Source organism: Pantoea sp. Cy-640 (assembly GCF_011752635.1).
GTDB lineage: Bacteria > Pseudomonadota > Gammaproteobacteria > Enterobacterales > Enterobacteriaceae > Pantoea > Pantoea dispersa.
On record NZ_VWXB01000004.1, the window covers coordinates 253,833 to 270,411 of the forward strand.

At 57.9% G+C, this 16,579-nt stretch carries 15 protein-coding genes; 13 read left to right on the forward strand and 2 right to left on the reverse strand.

Going from position 1 to position 16,579, the window contains the following annotated elements:
• Window positions 1-37: 37 nt before the first annotated feature.
• A complete protein-coding gene (locus F3J36_RS12695) occupies window positions 38-2,881 on the forward strand; it encodes a bifunctional diguanylate cyclase/phosphodiesterase (RefSeq protein ID WP_166719809.1) in 2,844 nt (947 codons plus the stop codon).
• A gap of 63 nt (window positions 2,882-2,944) precedes the next feature.
• Here the strand turns inward: F3J36_RS12695 and ftnA are convergent, their stop codons facing one another.
• A complete protein-coding gene (gene ftnA / locus F3J36_RS12700) occupies window positions 2,945-3,451 on the reverse strand; it encodes a non-heme ferritin (RefSeq protein ID WP_058759556.1) in 507 nt (168 codons plus the stop codon).
• A gap of 457 nt (window positions 3,452-3,908) precedes the next feature.
• Between ftnA and F3J36_RS12705 the strand changes: the two genes are divergently transcribed.
• From F3J36_RS12705 to F3J36_RS12715, 3 genes are read left to right on the forward strand one after another with little or no spacing between them, the layout of a single operon-like run.
• Window positions 3,909-4,577, forward strand: coding sequence for a nucleoside recognition domain-containing protein (locus F3J36_RS12705; protein ID WP_021507665.1), 669 nt, complete (start codon window positions 3,909-3,911; stop codon window positions 4,575-4,577).
• Window positions 4,567-5,040: a YjiG family protein gene (locus F3J36_RS12710; RefSeq protein WP_021507664.1), complete on the forward strand. Its 474-nt coding sequence runs from the start codon at window positions 4,567-4,569 to the stop codon at window positions 5,038-5,040. Before F3J36_RS12705 ends, F3J36_RS12710 begins: the two co-directional genes overlap by 11 nt.
• Before the next feature lie 10 nt (window positions 5,041-5,050).
• Window positions 5,051-6,154, forward strand: coding sequence for a M20 peptidase aminoacylase family protein (locus F3J36_RS12715; RefSeq protein WP_166719810.1), 1,104 nt, complete (start codon window positions 5,051-5,053; stop codon window positions 6,152-6,154).
• A 6-nt stretch (window positions 6,155-6,160) separates the two neighbouring features.
• Here the strand turns inward: F3J36_RS12715 and F3J36_RS12720 are convergent, their stop codons facing one another.
• Window positions 6,161-6,775, reverse strand: coding sequence for a hypothetical protein (locus F3J36_RS12720; RefSeq protein ID WP_166719811.1), 615 nt, complete (start codon window positions 6,773-6,775; stop codon window positions 6,161-6,163).
• 315 nt (window positions 6,776-7,090) lie between these two features.
• Between F3J36_RS12720 and prfC the strand changes: the two genes are divergently transcribed.
• From prfC to deoD, 9 genes are all read left to right on the forward strand, one after another.
• The gene (gene prfC, locus F3J36_RS12725) at window positions 7,091-8,680 is read left to right on the forward strand and encodes a peptide chain release factor 3 (RefSeq protein WP_021507661.1); all 1,590 of its coding nucleotides are present in this window, start codon (window positions 7,091-7,093) and stop codon (window positions 8,678-8,680) included.
• 259 nt (window positions 8,681-8,939) lie between these two features.
• Window positions 8,940-9,530: a molecular chaperone OsmY gene (gene osmY, locus F3J36_RS12730; RefSeq protein ID WP_021507660.1), complete on the forward strand. Its 591-nt coding sequence runs from the start codon at window positions 8,940-8,942 to the stop codon at window positions 9,528-9,530.
• A gap of 98 nt (window positions 9,531-9,628) precedes the next feature.
• Window positions 9,629-9,790, forward strand: coding sequence for a DUF1328 domain-containing protein (locus F3J36_RS12735; RefSeq protein ID WP_007893192.1), 162 nt, complete (start codon window positions 9,629-9,631; stop codon window positions 9,788-9,790).
• Between the two features lie 178 nt (window positions 9,791-9,968).
• Complete coding sequence (locus tag F3J36_RS12740; RefSeq protein ID WP_031279725.1) at window positions 9,969-11,021, forward strand: patatin family protein; 1,053 nt, start codon at window positions 9,969-9,971, stop codon at window positions 11,019-11,021.
• Complete coding sequence (locus F3J36_RS12745) at window positions 11,018-11,794, forward strand: TatD family hydrolase (RefSeq protein WP_166719812.1); 777 nt, start codon at window positions 11,018-11,020, stop codon at window positions 11,792-11,794. Before F3J36_RS12740 ends, F3J36_RS12745 begins: the two co-directional genes overlap by 4 nt.
• Window positions 11,795-12,207: 413 nt before the next feature.
• Window positions 12,208-12,987 carry a deoxyribose-phosphate aldolase gene (gene deoC / locus F3J36_RS12750; protein WP_166719813.1) on the forward strand — a complete coding sequence of 260 codons (780 nt, stop codon included), beginning with the start codon at window positions 12,208-12,210 and terminating at the stop codon, window positions 12,985-12,987.
• A gap of 111 nt (window positions 12,988-13,098) precedes the next feature.
• Window positions 13,099-14,421: a thymidine phosphorylase gene (gene deoA, locus F3J36_RS12755; RefSeq protein WP_166719814.1), complete on the forward strand. Its 1,323-nt coding sequence runs from the start codon at window positions 13,099-13,101 to the stop codon at window positions 14,419-14,421.
• A 94-nt stretch (window positions 14,422-14,515) separates the two neighbouring features.
• Window positions 14,516-15,739, forward strand: a complete 1,224-nt coding sequence (deoB, locus tag F3J36_RS12760) for a phosphopentomutase (protein ID WP_166719815.1) — start codon at window positions 14,516-14,518, stop codon at window positions 15,737-15,739.
• A 34-nt stretch (window positions 15,740-15,773) separates the two neighbouring features.
• Window positions 15,774-16,487, forward strand: coding sequence for a purine-nucleoside phosphorylase (deoD, locus tag F3J36_RS12765; RefSeq protein ID WP_021507654.1), 714 nt, complete (start codon window positions 15,774-15,776; stop codon window positions 16,485-16,487).
• The last annotated feature ends 92 nt before the right edge of the window (window positions 16,488-16,579 follow it).

A 16,579-nucleotide genomic window follows, 5' to 3' on the forward strand; every position in this document is an offset into this window, starting at 1 on the left:
CTGCGCATCGAGACCAGGCCAGCATAGGCGAACAACAATGAACAATAACTCTGACGTAATGTACCGGCTACTGGTGCAGAGCGTGGTGGATTACGCCATCTACATGATTAAGCCGGATGGCACGGTGGCTAACTGGAACACCGGGGCGCAACGCGCCAAAGGCTATACTCCCGAAGAGATCGTCGGGAAGAATTTTGCGCTGTTTTACAGTGAAGAGGATCGGCGCAACGGCGCGCCGCAGCGCGGTCTGGCCATCGCCACCGCCACCGGGCGCTATGAAACCGAAGGCTGGCGCTATCGCAAGGACGGCAGCGCCTTCTGGGCGCACGTGGTGATTGACGCCATCCGCGATGAGTACGGCGAACTGCTGGGCTTTGCCAAAATCACCCGCGACTGCACTGAACAGCAGGCGCAGCAGCGTAAACAACAGGAACAGGAGCAGCGTTTCCGTTTATTGGTTGAAGGCGTAACGGACTACGCTATCTACATGCTCGACCTTGACGGCAACGTCGAAAACTGGAACGCCGGCGCGCAGCGCGCCAAAGGCTATGTGGCTGAAGAGATTGTCGGCCAGCACTTCTCGCGCTTCTACAGCGCACAGGATCGCCTGAACCATATCCCGGAACGCAACCTGACCACCGCGTTTAAAACCGGTCGCTTTGAAGACGAAGGCTGGCGTTATCGCAAAGATGGCAGCGCCTTTTGGGCTCACGTGATCATCGACGCGATTCGCGATGACGCCGGCAAACTGATCGGCTATGCCAAAATCACCCGCGACTGCACCGAACAGCAGGCGCTGCTGCGCAAGCAGCGTGAATACGAGAAAACCTTCCGCCTGTTAGTGGAAGGCGTGACGGATTACGCCATCTACATGCTGGATTTACAGGGCCGGGTGGTGAACTGGAACGCCGGCGCGCAGCGCGCCAAAGGCTACATGGCTGACGAGATCGTGGGCCAGCACTTCTCCGTGTTCTACGGCTCACCGGAACGTCAGGCGCGCACGCCGGATGCCAATCTGGGCATCGCGCTGAAAACCGGTCGCTTTGAGGACGAGGGCTGGCGCTACCGCAAAGACGGCTCCGCCTTCTGGGCGCATGTGGTGATTGACGCGATTCATGATGAAGAGGGTAAAATGATCGGCTTCGCCAAGATCACCCGCGACGTCACCGAGCGGCGTGAGCACGAGCAGCAGCTGCTGCGCGCGCGCGATCTGGCGCAGGCGCAGAGCGCCAAAATGTCGGAGCTTTCCGGCTTCCTCGACACCATCATCAGCAACATTCCCTCCTGCGTGATCGTTGAAGACGCCATCAGCCGCGAAATCCTGATGGTCAATGACAAAGCCGAGCAGCTGTTTGGCTTCAGTAAGTCGCTGATTATGCACAAGCGGCCGCACGAATGTATGTCGGCGGAACTGAGTGATTACTTCAACAGCCTGGCGGATATCGCGCTGCGCAGCGAAGGCATCCACACGCGCGAGCAGCTGTTGCTGACCGCCGGCGGTGAGCGGGTGCTGAACACCCGCGCCACTACCATCAGCGGCAAAGACATGCGGCAGAATTACGTGATGCTGATTGTGGAAGATGTCACAGACCAGCGTGAAGCCGATGCGCGCATTCGTCACATGGCGCATCACGATAATCTCACCAGCCTGCCGAACCGCATCCTGTTTCGCCAGAAGCTGAGCGAGGCGCTGCGTGTCGATCAGCAGCAGGGCCAGACCAGCGCCACGCTGTGCCTCGATCTGGATAACTTCAAGAACGTGAACGATGCGCTGGGGCATCAAATCGGTGACGATCTGCTGCGCGTGGTGGCGAAGCGGCTGCGCAGCGTACTGCGCGATCAGGACACGCTGGCGCGCATCGGCGGCGATGAGTTTGCCATCGTGCTGCCTAACGTGCGTAACGCCGATGAGGCTGCGATCGTGGCGCAGCGCCTGATCGAGGCGATCCGCCCGCCGGTGAATGTTGAAGGCCACAACCTGTCGGTCGGGCTGAGCGTCGGCATTGCGCTGACCTCGCAGGCCACCAATACGCCGGAACACATGCTGCGCTGCGCCGACATGGCGCTGTATGAAGCCAAGCGCAACGGCCGTAACCGCTATGAGCACTTTACGCTGGAGATGGATAATGTGGCGCGCAGCCGCCGGGTGATCGAGAACGATCTGCGCGAGGCAATTACCGGACGGCAGCTCAAGCTCTACTATCAGCCAATCACCAACGAAACCGGCATCATTGGCTATGAGGCGCTGATGCGCTGGCATCATCCGATCAAAGGGTTGATCATGCCGAATGACTTCATTCCGATTGCCGAAGAGACCGGGCTGATCCACATGCTCGGCGCCTATGCGCTGTACGAAGCCTGCCGCGAGGCGCAGAGCTGGGAAACCGAACAGTCGGTGTCGGTCAATCTGTCGCCGCTGCAGTTTAAGAACAGCTCGCTGGTGTCGGTGGTGGAGGGCGCGCTGCGCGAATCCGGCCTGGCGCCGCATCGGCTGGAGGTGGAGATCACCGAATCGGTGCTGCTGGATGATACGCTCGGCAATATCCGTACGCTGCAGAGCCTGAAAACGCTGGGCGTGCAGATTGCGCTCGACGACTTCGGCACCGGCTACTCGTCGCTCAGCTATCTGCGTTCGTTCCCGTTCGATAAGATCAAAATCGACAAGTCATTTATCAATGATATGGGCGACAGCCGCGAGGCGCTGGCGATCATCCGCGCGATTACCGGCATGAGCCGCAGCCTGGATATTCAGATCACCGCAGAGGGCGTGGAGAGTAATGAGCAGTTTGTCCGCCTGCGCGAAGAGGGCTGTACGCTGTTCCAGGGCTACCTGTTTGGCCGGCCACAGCCGTCGGAGCTCAGACTGAAGGCGCTGGAGTAAGCACAAAAAACGCCCGACAGGGTCGGGCGTTGTGCATGCTGCTGTGCATAATCTTTATTATTTTTACTGGCCGTGGCCTTCGACGTTCATGCGGCCCAGATCTTTGTCCACCAGGAACAGACCTTCGCCTTTGTTGCCCACCAGCGCCAGCTTGTCCAGCACGGTTTTGAACAGCTTCTCTTCTTCGTGCTGCTCGGCAACGTACCACTGCAGGAAGTTAAAGGTGGAGTAATCCTGCGAAGTCAGCGCGGCGTGCACCAGCTCGTTGATTTTGCTGGTGATCAGCTGCTCGTGCTTGAGCGCTTCTTCCAGGACATCATTCAGCGAGGTCCAGCTCACCGCCGGCGCGGCGATGCTGCCCAGCACCGGCAGTGAACCGGCATCGCTGACGTAATCGAACAGCTTCTGCATATGCTGCATCTCTTCGCGCGAGTGCATTTTCAGGAACGAGGCGGCACCTTCGAAGCCTTTGTCGCTGCACCAGGCGCTCATCTGCAGATAGAGGTTGGCGGAGAAGAATTCGAGATTGAGCTGGTCGTTCAGGCGTGAGGTCATTTCAGCGGTTAACATGGCTGAGTCCTTTTTAATTTGTCAGGTGAAGTACGGCGAATTATGCATCAATCTATACTTTTTTGTGAAGGTTTTTTCGTAAAAAAGTTGAATTTATCTTATTGATTATAAATGGAATTATTCCGCTAATTGAATGCGAAGAATTCTCAACTTTGACTAATTTTCATTCACAGTCCGCAGCACCGTTTTAGTGCAGCTGCGTTGCCTGCTGGCGGTGCAGCGCACAACCGCACCGATCACTTCTTCGCCAGTCAACCCGCCGATAAAATAAGCACTGGCGCGACCGGCAATAAACCTGGCACAGCGATATAAACGCTTATTCCGGCTGCTGCTTGTTACTGAACAAAATTAGCCATAGCGAAATTAAAGAAAGTGCGCGTTGGCATAAATCCTGCTTGGTTAATAGTTCCGTATATTGCAACCACGTCTGGCAGAAATAGGGCCAGCAGGAGAAAAGATGTCTGAAGAAAAAATCATGGCCGCGCCACAAACGGTCACGGCGAGCGCCGGAAATTATCTCGCGCTGATACTGGCAATACTGTTTTTTTCCGGTTTGCTTTATAAGGTCGAAGGCTTTAGCTGGCTGGGCGCGTTTGATTTCACCACGCTGGGTGGCAGCTTTGGCACCATCAAAGAGTCAGGTTCCACCTTTCTCGGTGCCGGCGGCATCAGCGCCAAAGCCGGCTTTCTGTTCGCGCTGTCGCTGGCACCTACTGTAATGCTGGCGCTGGGCGTGCTGGAGATTTTCACCCACTACGGCGCGATTCGTGCCGCCCACACGCTGCTGACGCCACTGCTAAAACCGCTGATGGGGTTGCCGGGACGCTGCGGCCTGGCGCTGATTACCGATCTGCAAAGTACCGATGCCGGTGCGGCGCTCACCAAAGAGATGGCGGATCAGCAGCAAATCGGTAAAAAAGAGCTGGTGGTGATGAGCGCCTGGCAATATTCCGGTGCCGGACTGATCAATAATTATTTTGCCATTGGCTCGGCGCTATTTGCGTCCATGAGTGCACCAATCATTATTCCGCTGCTGCTAATGTTTGTGCTGAAATTCGTCGGTGCGGCATTTGTCCGTTTTGTGTTAAACAGTGTTTATAAGAAGGATTTTGCTGATGTCAAATAACGTACAGACGCGGGTCAATAATAATCCGTTTGATATTTTTATTGTCGGCGCGCGTAAAGGCTTCCATATTGCTATTCACAATCTGATGCCCAATGTGGTGATGGCCTATGTGCTGGCGGAAGTGCTGAATCTGCTCGGCATCATGCAGTTTCTTGGCCACGCGTTTGCGCCGCTGATGGGGATTTTCGGTTTGCCCGGCGAGGCGATTACCGTGCTGCTGACCGCGTGGCTGTCATCCTCGGCCAGCGTCGGGGTGGCGGTGAGCCTGATGGCGAAAGGTCTGCTGAGCGGTACCGACATCACTATCCTCGCGCCGGCGATTTTTCTCATGGGTTCGCAGTTGCAGTACATGGGCCGCCTGCTGGGCGTCGCCGATGTGCCAAAAAAATACTGGCCGCTGCTGATGCTCACCAGCATTATCAATGCGGTTATCGCAATGTTCGTGATGCGTTTTTTTGTTTAGGAGCGAAACGGTGTCCAGAGTACTCGATCACTACCATTTTCTGCATGAAATCCCCGAGCTGGGGTTTCAGGAAGTTAAAACCTCGGCCTACATCGCTGGCCAGCTGGAACAGGCTGGCATTAAGGTCACGCGCGGCATCAACCAGACCACCGGCATCGTGGCAGAGATCGACAGCGGCGTGCCCGGCCCGGTGCTGGCATTGCGCGCCGACATGGATGCGCTCGGGCACGTGATCGACGGCGTTGCCTGCGCCCGCCATACCTGCGGCCATGACGGCCACTCGTCGGTGGTGCTGACCGCCGCGCAGGAGCTGCTGCAGGAAGGGGCCATCAAAAAAGGACGGCTGAAGCTGCTGTTCCAGCCGGCTGAAGAGCTGGGGGCCGGCGCACTGGCGATGATTGAGGGCGGCGCGCTGGATGACGTGGAGATGATCCTCGGCTTCCATTTGCGCCCGCTGGAGGAGTGCCAGGTCGGGCAGGCGACGCCTGCGGTGATCTATTCAGCGTGCAGCACGCTGGAGGCCACCATTAAAGGTGTCCCGGCCCATGCCGCGCGACCGCATCTTGGCGTCAACGCGCTTGATGCGGCAGTCCAGGCGGTGCAGGCGGTGAATAGCATTCATCTGGCACCGGGCCTCACCTGGAGCGTAAAAGCGACGCGCTTCCTGTGCGACGCCGGCGTGACTAACTCGGTGCCGGACGAGGCGCGCGTGGTGTGGGATCTGCGTTCGCAGGAGAACGCGCCGATGGAACTGCTTAAAGAGAAGGTCAGTCAGGCGATTCAGCACAGCGTGGCCGCGCTGGGCGCAACCGCTGAAGTGGTGGTGCTGAAAGAGATGCCGGCGGCGGAAATTGATGCTGATGCCACCGCGCTGCTGAGCGCCGCGATTGTCGATGTGCTCGGCGAGCAGGGATTACTGGCGGCGAAAACCACGCCGGGCAGCGAGGATTTCTTCTACTATCCGGTGAAAAATCCGCAGGTGAAAGCCGGTTTCTGGGGGCTGGGAACCAATCTGATGCCGGGACTGCACCATCCGCAGATGCGCTTTGAGCTGAGTTCGCTGGAGATCGGCGTGAAGATCTTCAAGGCGGCGGTGGTGCGCATGCTGGGATAACGCGCCTCAGCGCGCGCCCGTGCCCACGGTCTGATTCCACACCATCTCATCGAGCAAAATCGAGCTGTGCTGGCTGGTCTCAATCACGAGTGAGACCGGCTTCATGCCGGCGAAGCAGAACACTTCGTGGCGCTTTTTGCTGGCGTTCAGGCGACGAAACGCCACGATGCGTCCGGCACGGTTGTAGAAGCGCACTTCGCTAAAGTAGGTGTTGAGACCGATGTAGCTCAGCACCAAATCGTGCAGCGGCGGCAGATCAAACTTCACCAGCGTCTGCCGCTCAATCACCAGCGCGCACTTGTCACTGTCGGCGTGATACGGTGCTAACGACACCGCGCCCCGGCGTGCAGTGACCGACAGCGCGGCGTCCAGCATGTACGGATACTCCGGGACAAAATGCTGACCGGCAGAAAAACCGGGGCGCGGCGTGAGCAGATAATGCAGGTGCGCCGGCAGGCTGCTGCGGGAAAAATCAGCGCGGCCGGTGGCTGGCACGGCGGCGTTATCCGGCGCGTTGATCAGCAGCATCTCGCCGGGTTTGCGGTACATCTGCGCGGGCGACGACAGGGCGGCGTTTCGGTGCGACGGGCTATAGGTATGTGGGTTGAGCTGTAGGGGCATTTTGCTGTCCTTGCCGGGGTGACGGTTCCGGACAGGCATTCTCAGCCAGACATCGCTTAGTGTTTACAAGACATGTCCTGAACTGCGCGAGCATCGTCTCATCCTGCCGCAGATTCCCCCGCCTGCTGAAATATTGTATGCTATGCCGCCTCAATGCTGATGGGATAACCGGACTGCCGCCAATGTAGATCGCACACACCCTGCTGTGACCCGACGCGCATGCGTCGCCATTGGCACCGTTATCCGCCGGACTGGCTCCGGAATGATTTATTCGCAGCGCGCCGCTCGCGCGTTGCCCTGAAGAAGAATTCACTCATGTCTATTGCTCCCTTTTTAGAAGAAGTGGCGCGCCGTCGTACCTTTGCGATCATCTCGCACCCGGACGCCGGTAAAACCACAATCACCGAAAAAGTCCTGCTGTTCGGACAGGCGATCCAGACCGCCGGTACCGTTAAAGGTCGCGGCTCCAGCCAGCATGCCAAATCAGACTGGATGGAGATGGAGAAGCAGCGCGGTATCTCCATCACCACCTCGGTGATGCAGTTCCCGTATCGCGACAGCCTGGTTAACCTGCTGGATACCCCCGGGCACGAAGACTTCTCGGAAGACACCTACCGTACGCTGACGGCGGTGGACTGTTGCCTGATGGTGATCGACGCCGCGAAAGGGGTTGAGGATCGTACCCGCAAGCTGATGGAAGTGACCCGTCTGCGCGACACGCCGATCATCACCTTTATGAACAAACTGGACCGTGACATTCGCGATCCGATGGAACTGCTGGATGAGGTTGAGAGCGAGCTGAAAATCGCCTGTGCGCCGATCACCTGGCCTATTGGCTGCGGCAAGCTGTTCAAAGGCGTGTATCACCTCTACAACGATGAAACTTACCTGTATCAGAGCGGCAAAGGCCACACGATTCAGGAAGTGCGCGTGGTAAAAGGGCTGGCGAACCCGGAACTGGACGCGGCCGTCGGCGAAGAGCTGGCGCAGCAGCTGCGTGACGAGCTGGAGCTGGTGCAGGGCGCATCGCACGAGTTCGACAAAGAGCTGTTCCTGAGCGGCGAAATCACGCCGGTGTTCTTCGGTACCGCGCTGGGCAACTTTGGCGTCGATCACATGCTGGACGGTCTGGTTGCCTGGGCGCCGGCGCCCATGCCGCGCCAGACCGATACACGCAAAGTCGAAGCCAAAGAGGAGAAGTTCAGCGGCTTCGTGTTTAAGATTCAGGCCAACATGGACCCGAAACACCGTGACCGCGTGGCCTTTATGCGCGTGGTGTCCGGCAAATATGAGAAGGGCATGAAGCTGCGTCAGGTGCGTACCGGTAAAGATGTGGTGATCTCCGATGCGCTGACCTTCATGGCGGGCGACCGTTCGCACGTTGAGGAAGCATATCCGGGCGATATCATCGGCCTGCATAACCACGGCACTATCCAGATTGGCGACACCTTCACCCAGGGCGAAACCATGAAGTTCACCGGTATTCCGAACTTCGCCCCGGAACTGTTCCGTCGCATTCGCCTGCGCGATCCGCTGAAGCAGAAACAGCTGCTGAAAGGGCTGGTCCAGCTGTCGGAAGAGGGCGCCGTGCAGGTGTTCCGTCCGGTGCACAACAACGATCTGATCGTGGGTGCGGTGGGCGTGCTGCAGTTTGATGTGGTCGTGGCGCGTCTTAAGAGCGAGTACAACGTTGAGGCGATTTACGAGGCCATCAACGTGTCGACCGCCCGCTGGGTTGAATGCAGCGACGCGAAGAAGTTCGACGACTTCCAGCGCAAAAACGAGATCAACCTGGCGCTCGATGGCGGTGACAACCTCACCTATATCGCCCCGACCATGGTCAACCTCAACATCACGCAGGAGCGCTATCCTGACGTGACCTTCCGTAAAACGCGCGAACACTAAGTTCGCCGTCTTCACCGGGCTGCTGCTTTCTGCCGCCCGGTTTTCTCCGATACAGACTCCTCTTAATTGCGCTGCGGTTATCGCTTTTTGGCGAGATATCAACCACAAAAGCCAGCAAAAGCTGTAATCCCTACTATGATTATTCTGTCGGACGAGAAAACGGACCTGTGGGTCTGATTACGTCCATCACGCAGCAACGTGGTGTGTTGCTGGCGCATTCGCGGTTGCGAGTGGGTTAACTGATAGAAGGATGATATCGATGAATAAGACTAAGATTGCTAAAACCCTGATTGCTGCACTGGCCGGTACTGCACTGTTAAGCGGCGCGGCAATGGCGGCTGATACCAGCAGCAGCGCGGGTTCCAAAATCGATAGTTCTATGAAAAAAGTCGATGGCTTTATGGATGACAGCGGCATCACCGCCAAAGCCAAAGCCGCACTGGTGGACGATGAAGCGATTAAAAGTACGGATATCTCGGTAAAAACGCAGCAAGGCGTGGTTACGCTGAGCGGTTTTGTCACCTCGCAGGACCAGGCCGAGAAGGCTGTGGCGCTGGTGCAGAAGGTGGAAGGGGTTAAATCCGTCAGCGACAAACTACACGTCAGAGACAGCAAACAGAGTTCATTGAAAGGTTATGCAGGTGATGCAGCAACCACCAGTGAAATAAAAGCTAAACTTTTAGCAGATGACATTGTGCCATCGCGCAACGTGAAGGTGGAAACCACCGATGGCGTGGTACAGCTGTCCGGGGAAGTGGCGAATCAGGCCCAGTCCGATCGGGCTGAGAAGATCGCCAAAGCCATTGAAGGCGTGAAAAGCGTGAAGAATGACCTCAAGGTGAAATCTTAACGCAACCGGAACGGCATCACCAACGGTGCCGTTCCGTATTAAAAACAGTGATGTGAAGAATAAGCAGTTCGATTTTCACTATGGTAAAGGAGAGGCTTATGTTTCGTTGGGGTATTATCTTTCTGGTCATCGCTCTGATTGCTGCAGCATTAGGTTTTGGCGGTCTGGCGGGCACGGCAGCATGGGCAGCTAAAATTGTCTTTATTGTCGGTATTATTCTGTTCCTCGTGAGCCTGTTTACCGGGCGCAAACGACCCTGACCCACTGCGTTAACCATGTTAACCCGCTAGTCACATAAAGCGGAGGCCAGTCATTGCCACCATTGAAGGTGCGCCGCGACGATTGCAGGATGCGGTTGGTCAGGGAACGACAATGACTGGTTCTCCGGGATGCTGATTGAGCGCCTCCCTCAGAGCAGCAAACACTGAGGGACATCCATTGGGAATACGCATCCCGGTGTCGCTGGACACCTTTGAGCCACTGGCACTCACGCCATTCAAATCCAAAAAAATCGCGCTGGTCTGCGAAGGCGGCGGGCAACGCGGCATCTTCACGGCGGGCGTACTGGATGAATTTCAGCGCGCAGGCTTCAACCCCTTTCAGTTAATGCTCGGCACCTCAGCCGGTGCACAAAACCTCTCAGCCTTTGTCTGTGCTCAGCCCGGTTATGCGCGGCGCGTGATTACCCGATACACCACCAGTAAACTGTTTTTCGATCCGCTGCGTTTTGTGCGCGGTGGCCACCTGATCGATCTCGACTGGCTGGTGGATATCACTAAACAGGAGTTCCCGCTGGCGCTGAGCAGCGCCGAAAGCCTGTTTGCAAAAGGCAGCGAATTTTACATGTGCGCCTGCCGCAGCGATGATTACAGCGCGCAGTATTTCAATCCCACCAATCTGACCTGGCATGACATCATTAAGGCTTCCAGCGCGATCCCCGGTTTCTACCGCAGCGGCGTGCTGATGGATGGCGTGAGCTATCTCGACGGTGGCATCAGCGACGCCATTCCGGTGCGCGAAGCGGCGCGGCGTGGCGCCGATACCATTGTGGTGATCCGTACCGTGCCGTCACAGATGGCGTATACACCGAAGTGGTTTAAACGCATGGAGCGCTGGCTGAGCGACAGCGCCCTGCAGCCGATGATCAATATCCTGCATCAGCACGAAGAGAGCTACCGCCAGATTCAGCAGTTTATTGAACAGCCGCCGGATAATCTGCGCATCATCGAAATCTTTCCGCCAAAGCCGCTCGCCAGCATGGCGCTGGGCAGTCGTCTGGCGTCGTTGAATCAGGATTATCATCTGGGCCGCCGCAGCGGGCGCTATTTCCTGGCGACGCTGGGCCAGTGGCTGAGCGATGCTGAACCGCTGGCGCGACCGATTGCCGTGACGCCGCCCGCCGCCGTCGCCAACGCGCCGGATAACCGGCCGGTCAGCACGCCGCCGCTGGCGGGTAATGACGCCGACTACGATGCAGGATCGCTGGCATGAGATTTATCGACACCCACTGCCACTTTGATTTTCCGCCATTCGTCACCGCTGCCGAATACAGTATCGCGCAGGCGGCGCAGGCGGGTGTGGAACGCATCATCGTGCCGTGCGTGGATGCCAGCCGTTTTGCCGTGGTGAGCCAGCTGGCGCAGCAGCATCCGGCGCTGTATAGCGCGCTCGGGCTGCACCCGATCAATATTGCGCAACATCAGGATGACGATCTCGATCGCCTTGAGCAGTACCTGCAAACGCCGGATGTAAAACGCGTGGCGATCGGGGAAATCGGGCTGGATCTGTATATGGAAGCGCCGGATTTTGCGCGGCAAACCCGGCTGCTGGAGGCGCAGCTGAAGCTGGCAAAGCGCTATGATTTGCCGGTGATCCTGCATTCGCGACGTACGCACGATCAGCTGGCGCAGTATTTGCGCCGTCACGATGTGCCGCGGCGTGGCGTGGTGCACGGCTTTGCCGGTAGCCAGCAGCAGGCGGAGCGTTTCATCGCGCTTGGCTACGCGATTGGTGTCGGCGGCACCATCACCTATGCACGCGCCAGCAAAACCCGCCACACCATCGCCAGCCTGCCATTACAGGCGCTGCTGCTGGAAACCGATGCGCCGGATATGCCGCTGCACGGTTTTCAGGGCCAGCCCAATCGCCCGGAGCGAGCGCGTAATGTGTTCGAAGTATTGTGCCAGCTGCGCCCGGAACCGCCCGATGAGATCGCCGATGCGCTGTGGCACAACAGCCTGCGTTTGTTCGCGCTGCCGGATTGAGTATTGATCCTGCGCCTGTCGCCCCTTCACTTCATCTAATAGCGCCGTCACGGTTAATGGCCGTTGCAGTTTTGCCAGCGGCACAATTTATTGCGCGATGAATCGCGTCGCTGCAACGCCTCTGCCACTTCTGATGATGTGCTGACAACTCCCGCTCTGTCGCAAATTAACTACGCTTTAACGATATCCGATACCTTTTTGCGGCAACATTTGTGATAATAATCACAATCGCATCGTGCCGCGCTGTTCGGCAAAATGGCGATTTAATGTGATCAAAATCGCTAAATGCATGTATATCAGTGCGCAGTTTCCTTTTCCTTGTGACAAGCCTCGCAATTCCACGCGGCGTGGGTTGTTATAATTATCACATTCTCCGGTGAGCAGATTTCACCGGCCTGACTTTGGAGAGCACCATGACCGATCTGAACGCGGCCGCGCAGCGCGCGCTGCAACTGATGGACCTGACCACCCTGAATGAAGACGACACCGATGAAAAAGTGATCGCGCTGTGCCATCAGGCGAAATCACCGGCCGGTAACACGGCAGCGATCTGTATCTATCCGCGCTTTATCCCGATTGCACGTAAAACGCTGCGCGAGCAGGGCACGCCGGAAATTCGTATCGCGACCGTCACTAACTTCCCGCACGGTAACGACGACATCGACATCGCGCTGGCGGAAACCCGTGCGGCAATCGCCTACGGCGCGGATGAAGTTGACGTGGTATTCCCGTACCGTGCGCTGATTGCCGGTAACCGTGACGTCGGCTTTGCGCTGGTAAAAGCCTGTAAAGAGGCCTGTGCGGCGGCGAACGTGCTGCTGAAAGTGATCATTGAAACCGGCGAGCTGAAAGAGGAAGCGCTGATTCGTGCAGCGTCCGAAATCGCGATCGATGCCGGCGCGGATTTCATCAAAACCTCTACCGGTAAAGTACCGGTCAACGCCACGCCAGAGGTGGCGGCGATCATGATGCAGGTAATCCGTGACAAAGGCGTGCAGCAGCAGGTGGGCTTCAAACCGGCTGGCGGCGTGCGCACGGCGGAATATGCCGCTATCTACCTGCAGCTGGCCGACGATATCCTCGGCAGCGGCTGGGCGGATGCGCGTCATTTCCGCTTCGGCGCTTCCAGCCTGTTAGCCAGCCTGCTGAATACCCTGGGTCACGCTACGGCGACCAGCAAAGCCGGTTATTGATCCACGCGGTCGCCAAAATGGCGGCCCACGGTGTCACTGCCGTCAGGTGCGCATTGCTGCGCATCTGGCGGCTGTCATTCAGCGATATATCGCTTTTCCGGGGAGGCAACCTTGTTCCTGCCACAAGAAATTATTCGTAAAAAACGCGACGGCCAGCCGCTGAGCGAAGCGGAAATCCGCTTTTTCATCAACGGCGTGCGTGATAACAGCGTGTCTGAAGGGCAAATCGCCGCGCTGGCGATGACGATTTATTTTCACGACATGAACCTGGAAGAGCGCGTGGCGCTGACTATGGCGATGCGCGATTCCGGCACGGTACTCAACTGGCAGGCGCTGAATCTCAACGGACCGATTGTTGATAAACATTCGACCGGCGGCGTGGGCGATGTCACTTCGCTGATGCTGGGTCCGATGGTGGCGGCCTGCGGCGGCTACGTGCCAATGATTTCCGGGCGCGGCCTCGGTCACACCGGCGGCACGCTGGATAAGCTGGAAGCCATTCCCGGCTTCGATATCTTCCCCAGCGACGATCGCTTCCGCCAGATCATCAAACAGGTCGGCGTTGCCATTATCGGTCAGACCAATTCGCTGGCGCCGGCGGACAAGCGGTTCTACGCCACGCGCGATATCACCGCCACCGTGGATTCCATTCCGCTGATCACCGCCTCGATCCTCGCCAAAAAATTAGCCGAGGGATTAGACGCGCTGGTGATGGATGTCAAAGTCGGATCCGGGGCGTTTATGCCAACCTTTGAGACTTCGCAGCAGCTGGCGCAGGCGATTGTCGGCGTGGCCAACGGCGCGGGATGCAAAACCACCGCGCTGCTCACCGACATGAATCAGGTGCTGGCATCGAGCGCCGGTAATGCGCTGGAGGTGCGTGAAGCGGTGCATTTCCTCACCGGCGAGGCGCGCAATCCGCGGCTGCTGGAGGTCACGCTGGCGCTGTGCGCTGAGATGCTGATCTCCGGCAAACTGGCGGCGAACGAAGCCGAAGCGCGGCAAAAACTGCAGCAGGTGCTGGATAACGGTAAAGCGGCTGAGGTGTTTGCCCGTATGGTGGCGGCGCAGAACGGCCCGACGGATTTCATCGAGCAGATGGACCGCTACCTGCCGGCACCGATGCTGAGCAAAGCGGTGTACGCCGATCGTCCCGGCATCGTCAGCGCCATGGACACGCGGGCGCTGGGGATGGCGGTGGTGGCGCTGGGCGGTGGCCGTCAGCGCGCCAGCGACAGCATTGATTACAGCGTGGGCCTGAGCGACATGATCACGCTGGGCAGTGAGGTCAATGCGCAGCAGCCGCTGGCGGTGATTCATGCCGCATCGGAAGCGCAGTGGCAGCAGGCCGCTGCGGCAGTGAAAGCGGCGATAACGCTCAGCGACCACGCCCCGGAGGCCACGCCGGTGGTGTATCGCCGCATCAGCGAATAGTGGCGTAACTGCGTGCCAGGCAGCGGCCGTTCGGGTATACTGATCTGATCGCTTTTTTTTGACTTGTCATCGCGCTATGGCGCAGGAGACTTGCATGAAACGTGCTTTTATTATGGTTCTCGACTCCTTCGGGATTGGTTCCAGCAAAGACGCCGATAAATTCGGTGATGAAGGATCGGATACGCTCGGCCATATCGCCGAAGCGTGCTTTGAAGGCCGCGCCAATGAAGGCCGCGAAGGTCCGCTGCATCTGCCCAACATGACCGCGCTCGGCCTTGGCAAAGCGGCGGAACTCTCTACCGGCCGCTTCCCGCCGGGACTGGATCCGCAGGCGGAAATTATCGGCGCTTACGCTTACGCCAGCGAACTCTCTTCGGGCAAAGATACGCCGTCCGGCCACTGGGAAATCGCCGGGGTGCCGGTGCTGTTTGACTGGGGCTACTTCAGCGACAAAGAGAACAGCTTCCCGCAGGAGCTGCTGGATACGCTGGTAAAACGCGCCGATTTGCCGGGCTACCTCGGCAACTGCCACTCCTCCGGCACGGTAATTCTTGACCAGCTGGGCGAGGAGCACATGAAAAGCGGCAAGCCGATTTTCTACACCTCGGCAGATTCGGTGTTCCAGATTGCCTGTCATGAAGAGACCTTTGGCCTCGATCGCCTGTACGCGCTGTGTGAAATCGCGCGTGAAGAGCTGACCAACGGCGGCTATAACATTGGCCGCGTAATCGCGCGTCCGTTTGTCGGCGATAAAGCCGGTAACTTCCAGCGCACCGGTAACCGTCACGATCTGGCGGTCGAACCACCGGCACCAACCATGCTGAAAAAGCTGGTGGATGAGAAGGGCGGCGAAGTGATTTCAGTGGGTAAAATCGCTGATATCTACGCGGAGCAGGGCATCACGCAAAAAGTCAAAGCCACCGGTCTGGATGCGCTGTTTGACGCCACCATTGAGCAGATGAAGAAGGCGCCGGACAACTCGATAGTGTTCACCAACTTCGTCGATTTTGACTCGACCTGGGGCCATCGCCGCGATATCGCCGGTTATGCCGGTGGGCTGGAGCTGTTTGACAGTCGACTGCCGGAGCTGATGGCGCTGGTGAAAGAGGGCGATATCCTGATTCTCACCGCTGACCACGGCTGCGACCCGAGCTGGCACGGTACCGAGCACACGCGCGAGCACATCCCGATTCTGATCTACGGTCCAGAAGTCAAACCGGGCTCGCTGGGTTACCGCGATACCTTCGCCGATATCGGCCAGACCATCGCCAGCTATTTTGGCCTGTCCAGCATGGACTACGGCAAAAGCTTGCTGTAAAACAGCCACTACTTTTTGATAAGGAAGAACAACAATGGCAACTCCTCATATTAATGCCGAAATGGGCGATTTCGCGGACGTGGTGCTGATGCCAGGCGATCCGCTGCGTGCAAAACACATTGCCGAGACTTTCCTCGACGATGTGGTCGAAGTAAACAACGTACGCGGCATGCTGGGCTTCACCGGGACTTACAAAGGCCGCAAAATCTCCGTGATGGGCCACGGTATGGGTATTCCATCCTGCTCGATCTACACCAAAGAGCTGATCACCGATTTCGGCGTGAAGAAGATCATTCGTGTGGGTTCCTGCGGTGCCGTGCGTGCAGACGTGAAACTGCGTGATGTGGTAATTGGTATGGGTGCCTGCACCGACTCAAAAGTTAACCGCATGCGTTTCAAGGATCACGATTTTGCCGCCATCGCGGATTTCGACATGGTGCGTAACGCGGTTGACGCGGCTAAAGCGCTGGGCGTGGACGCGCGCGTCGGTAACATCTTCTCCGCTGATTTGTTCTATACGCCGGACCCGCAGATGTTCGACGTGATGGAGAAGTACGGCATCCTCGGTGTGGAGATGGAAGCGGCCGGCATCTACGGTGTGGCGGCAGAGTTTGGTGCCAAAGCGCTGACCATCTGTACCGTGTCGGATCATATCCGTACGCACGAGCAAACCACCGCGGCAGAGCGTCAGACGACGTTCAACGATATGATTAAGATCGCGCTGGAGTCGGTGCTGCTGGGGGATTGATTTTCCTGGGTTTTCCTTCGCCCTCACCCTAACCCTCTCCCGCACGCGGGAGAGGGAACTGATCGAGCAACGGTTAATGCCCGGTTAGCCCG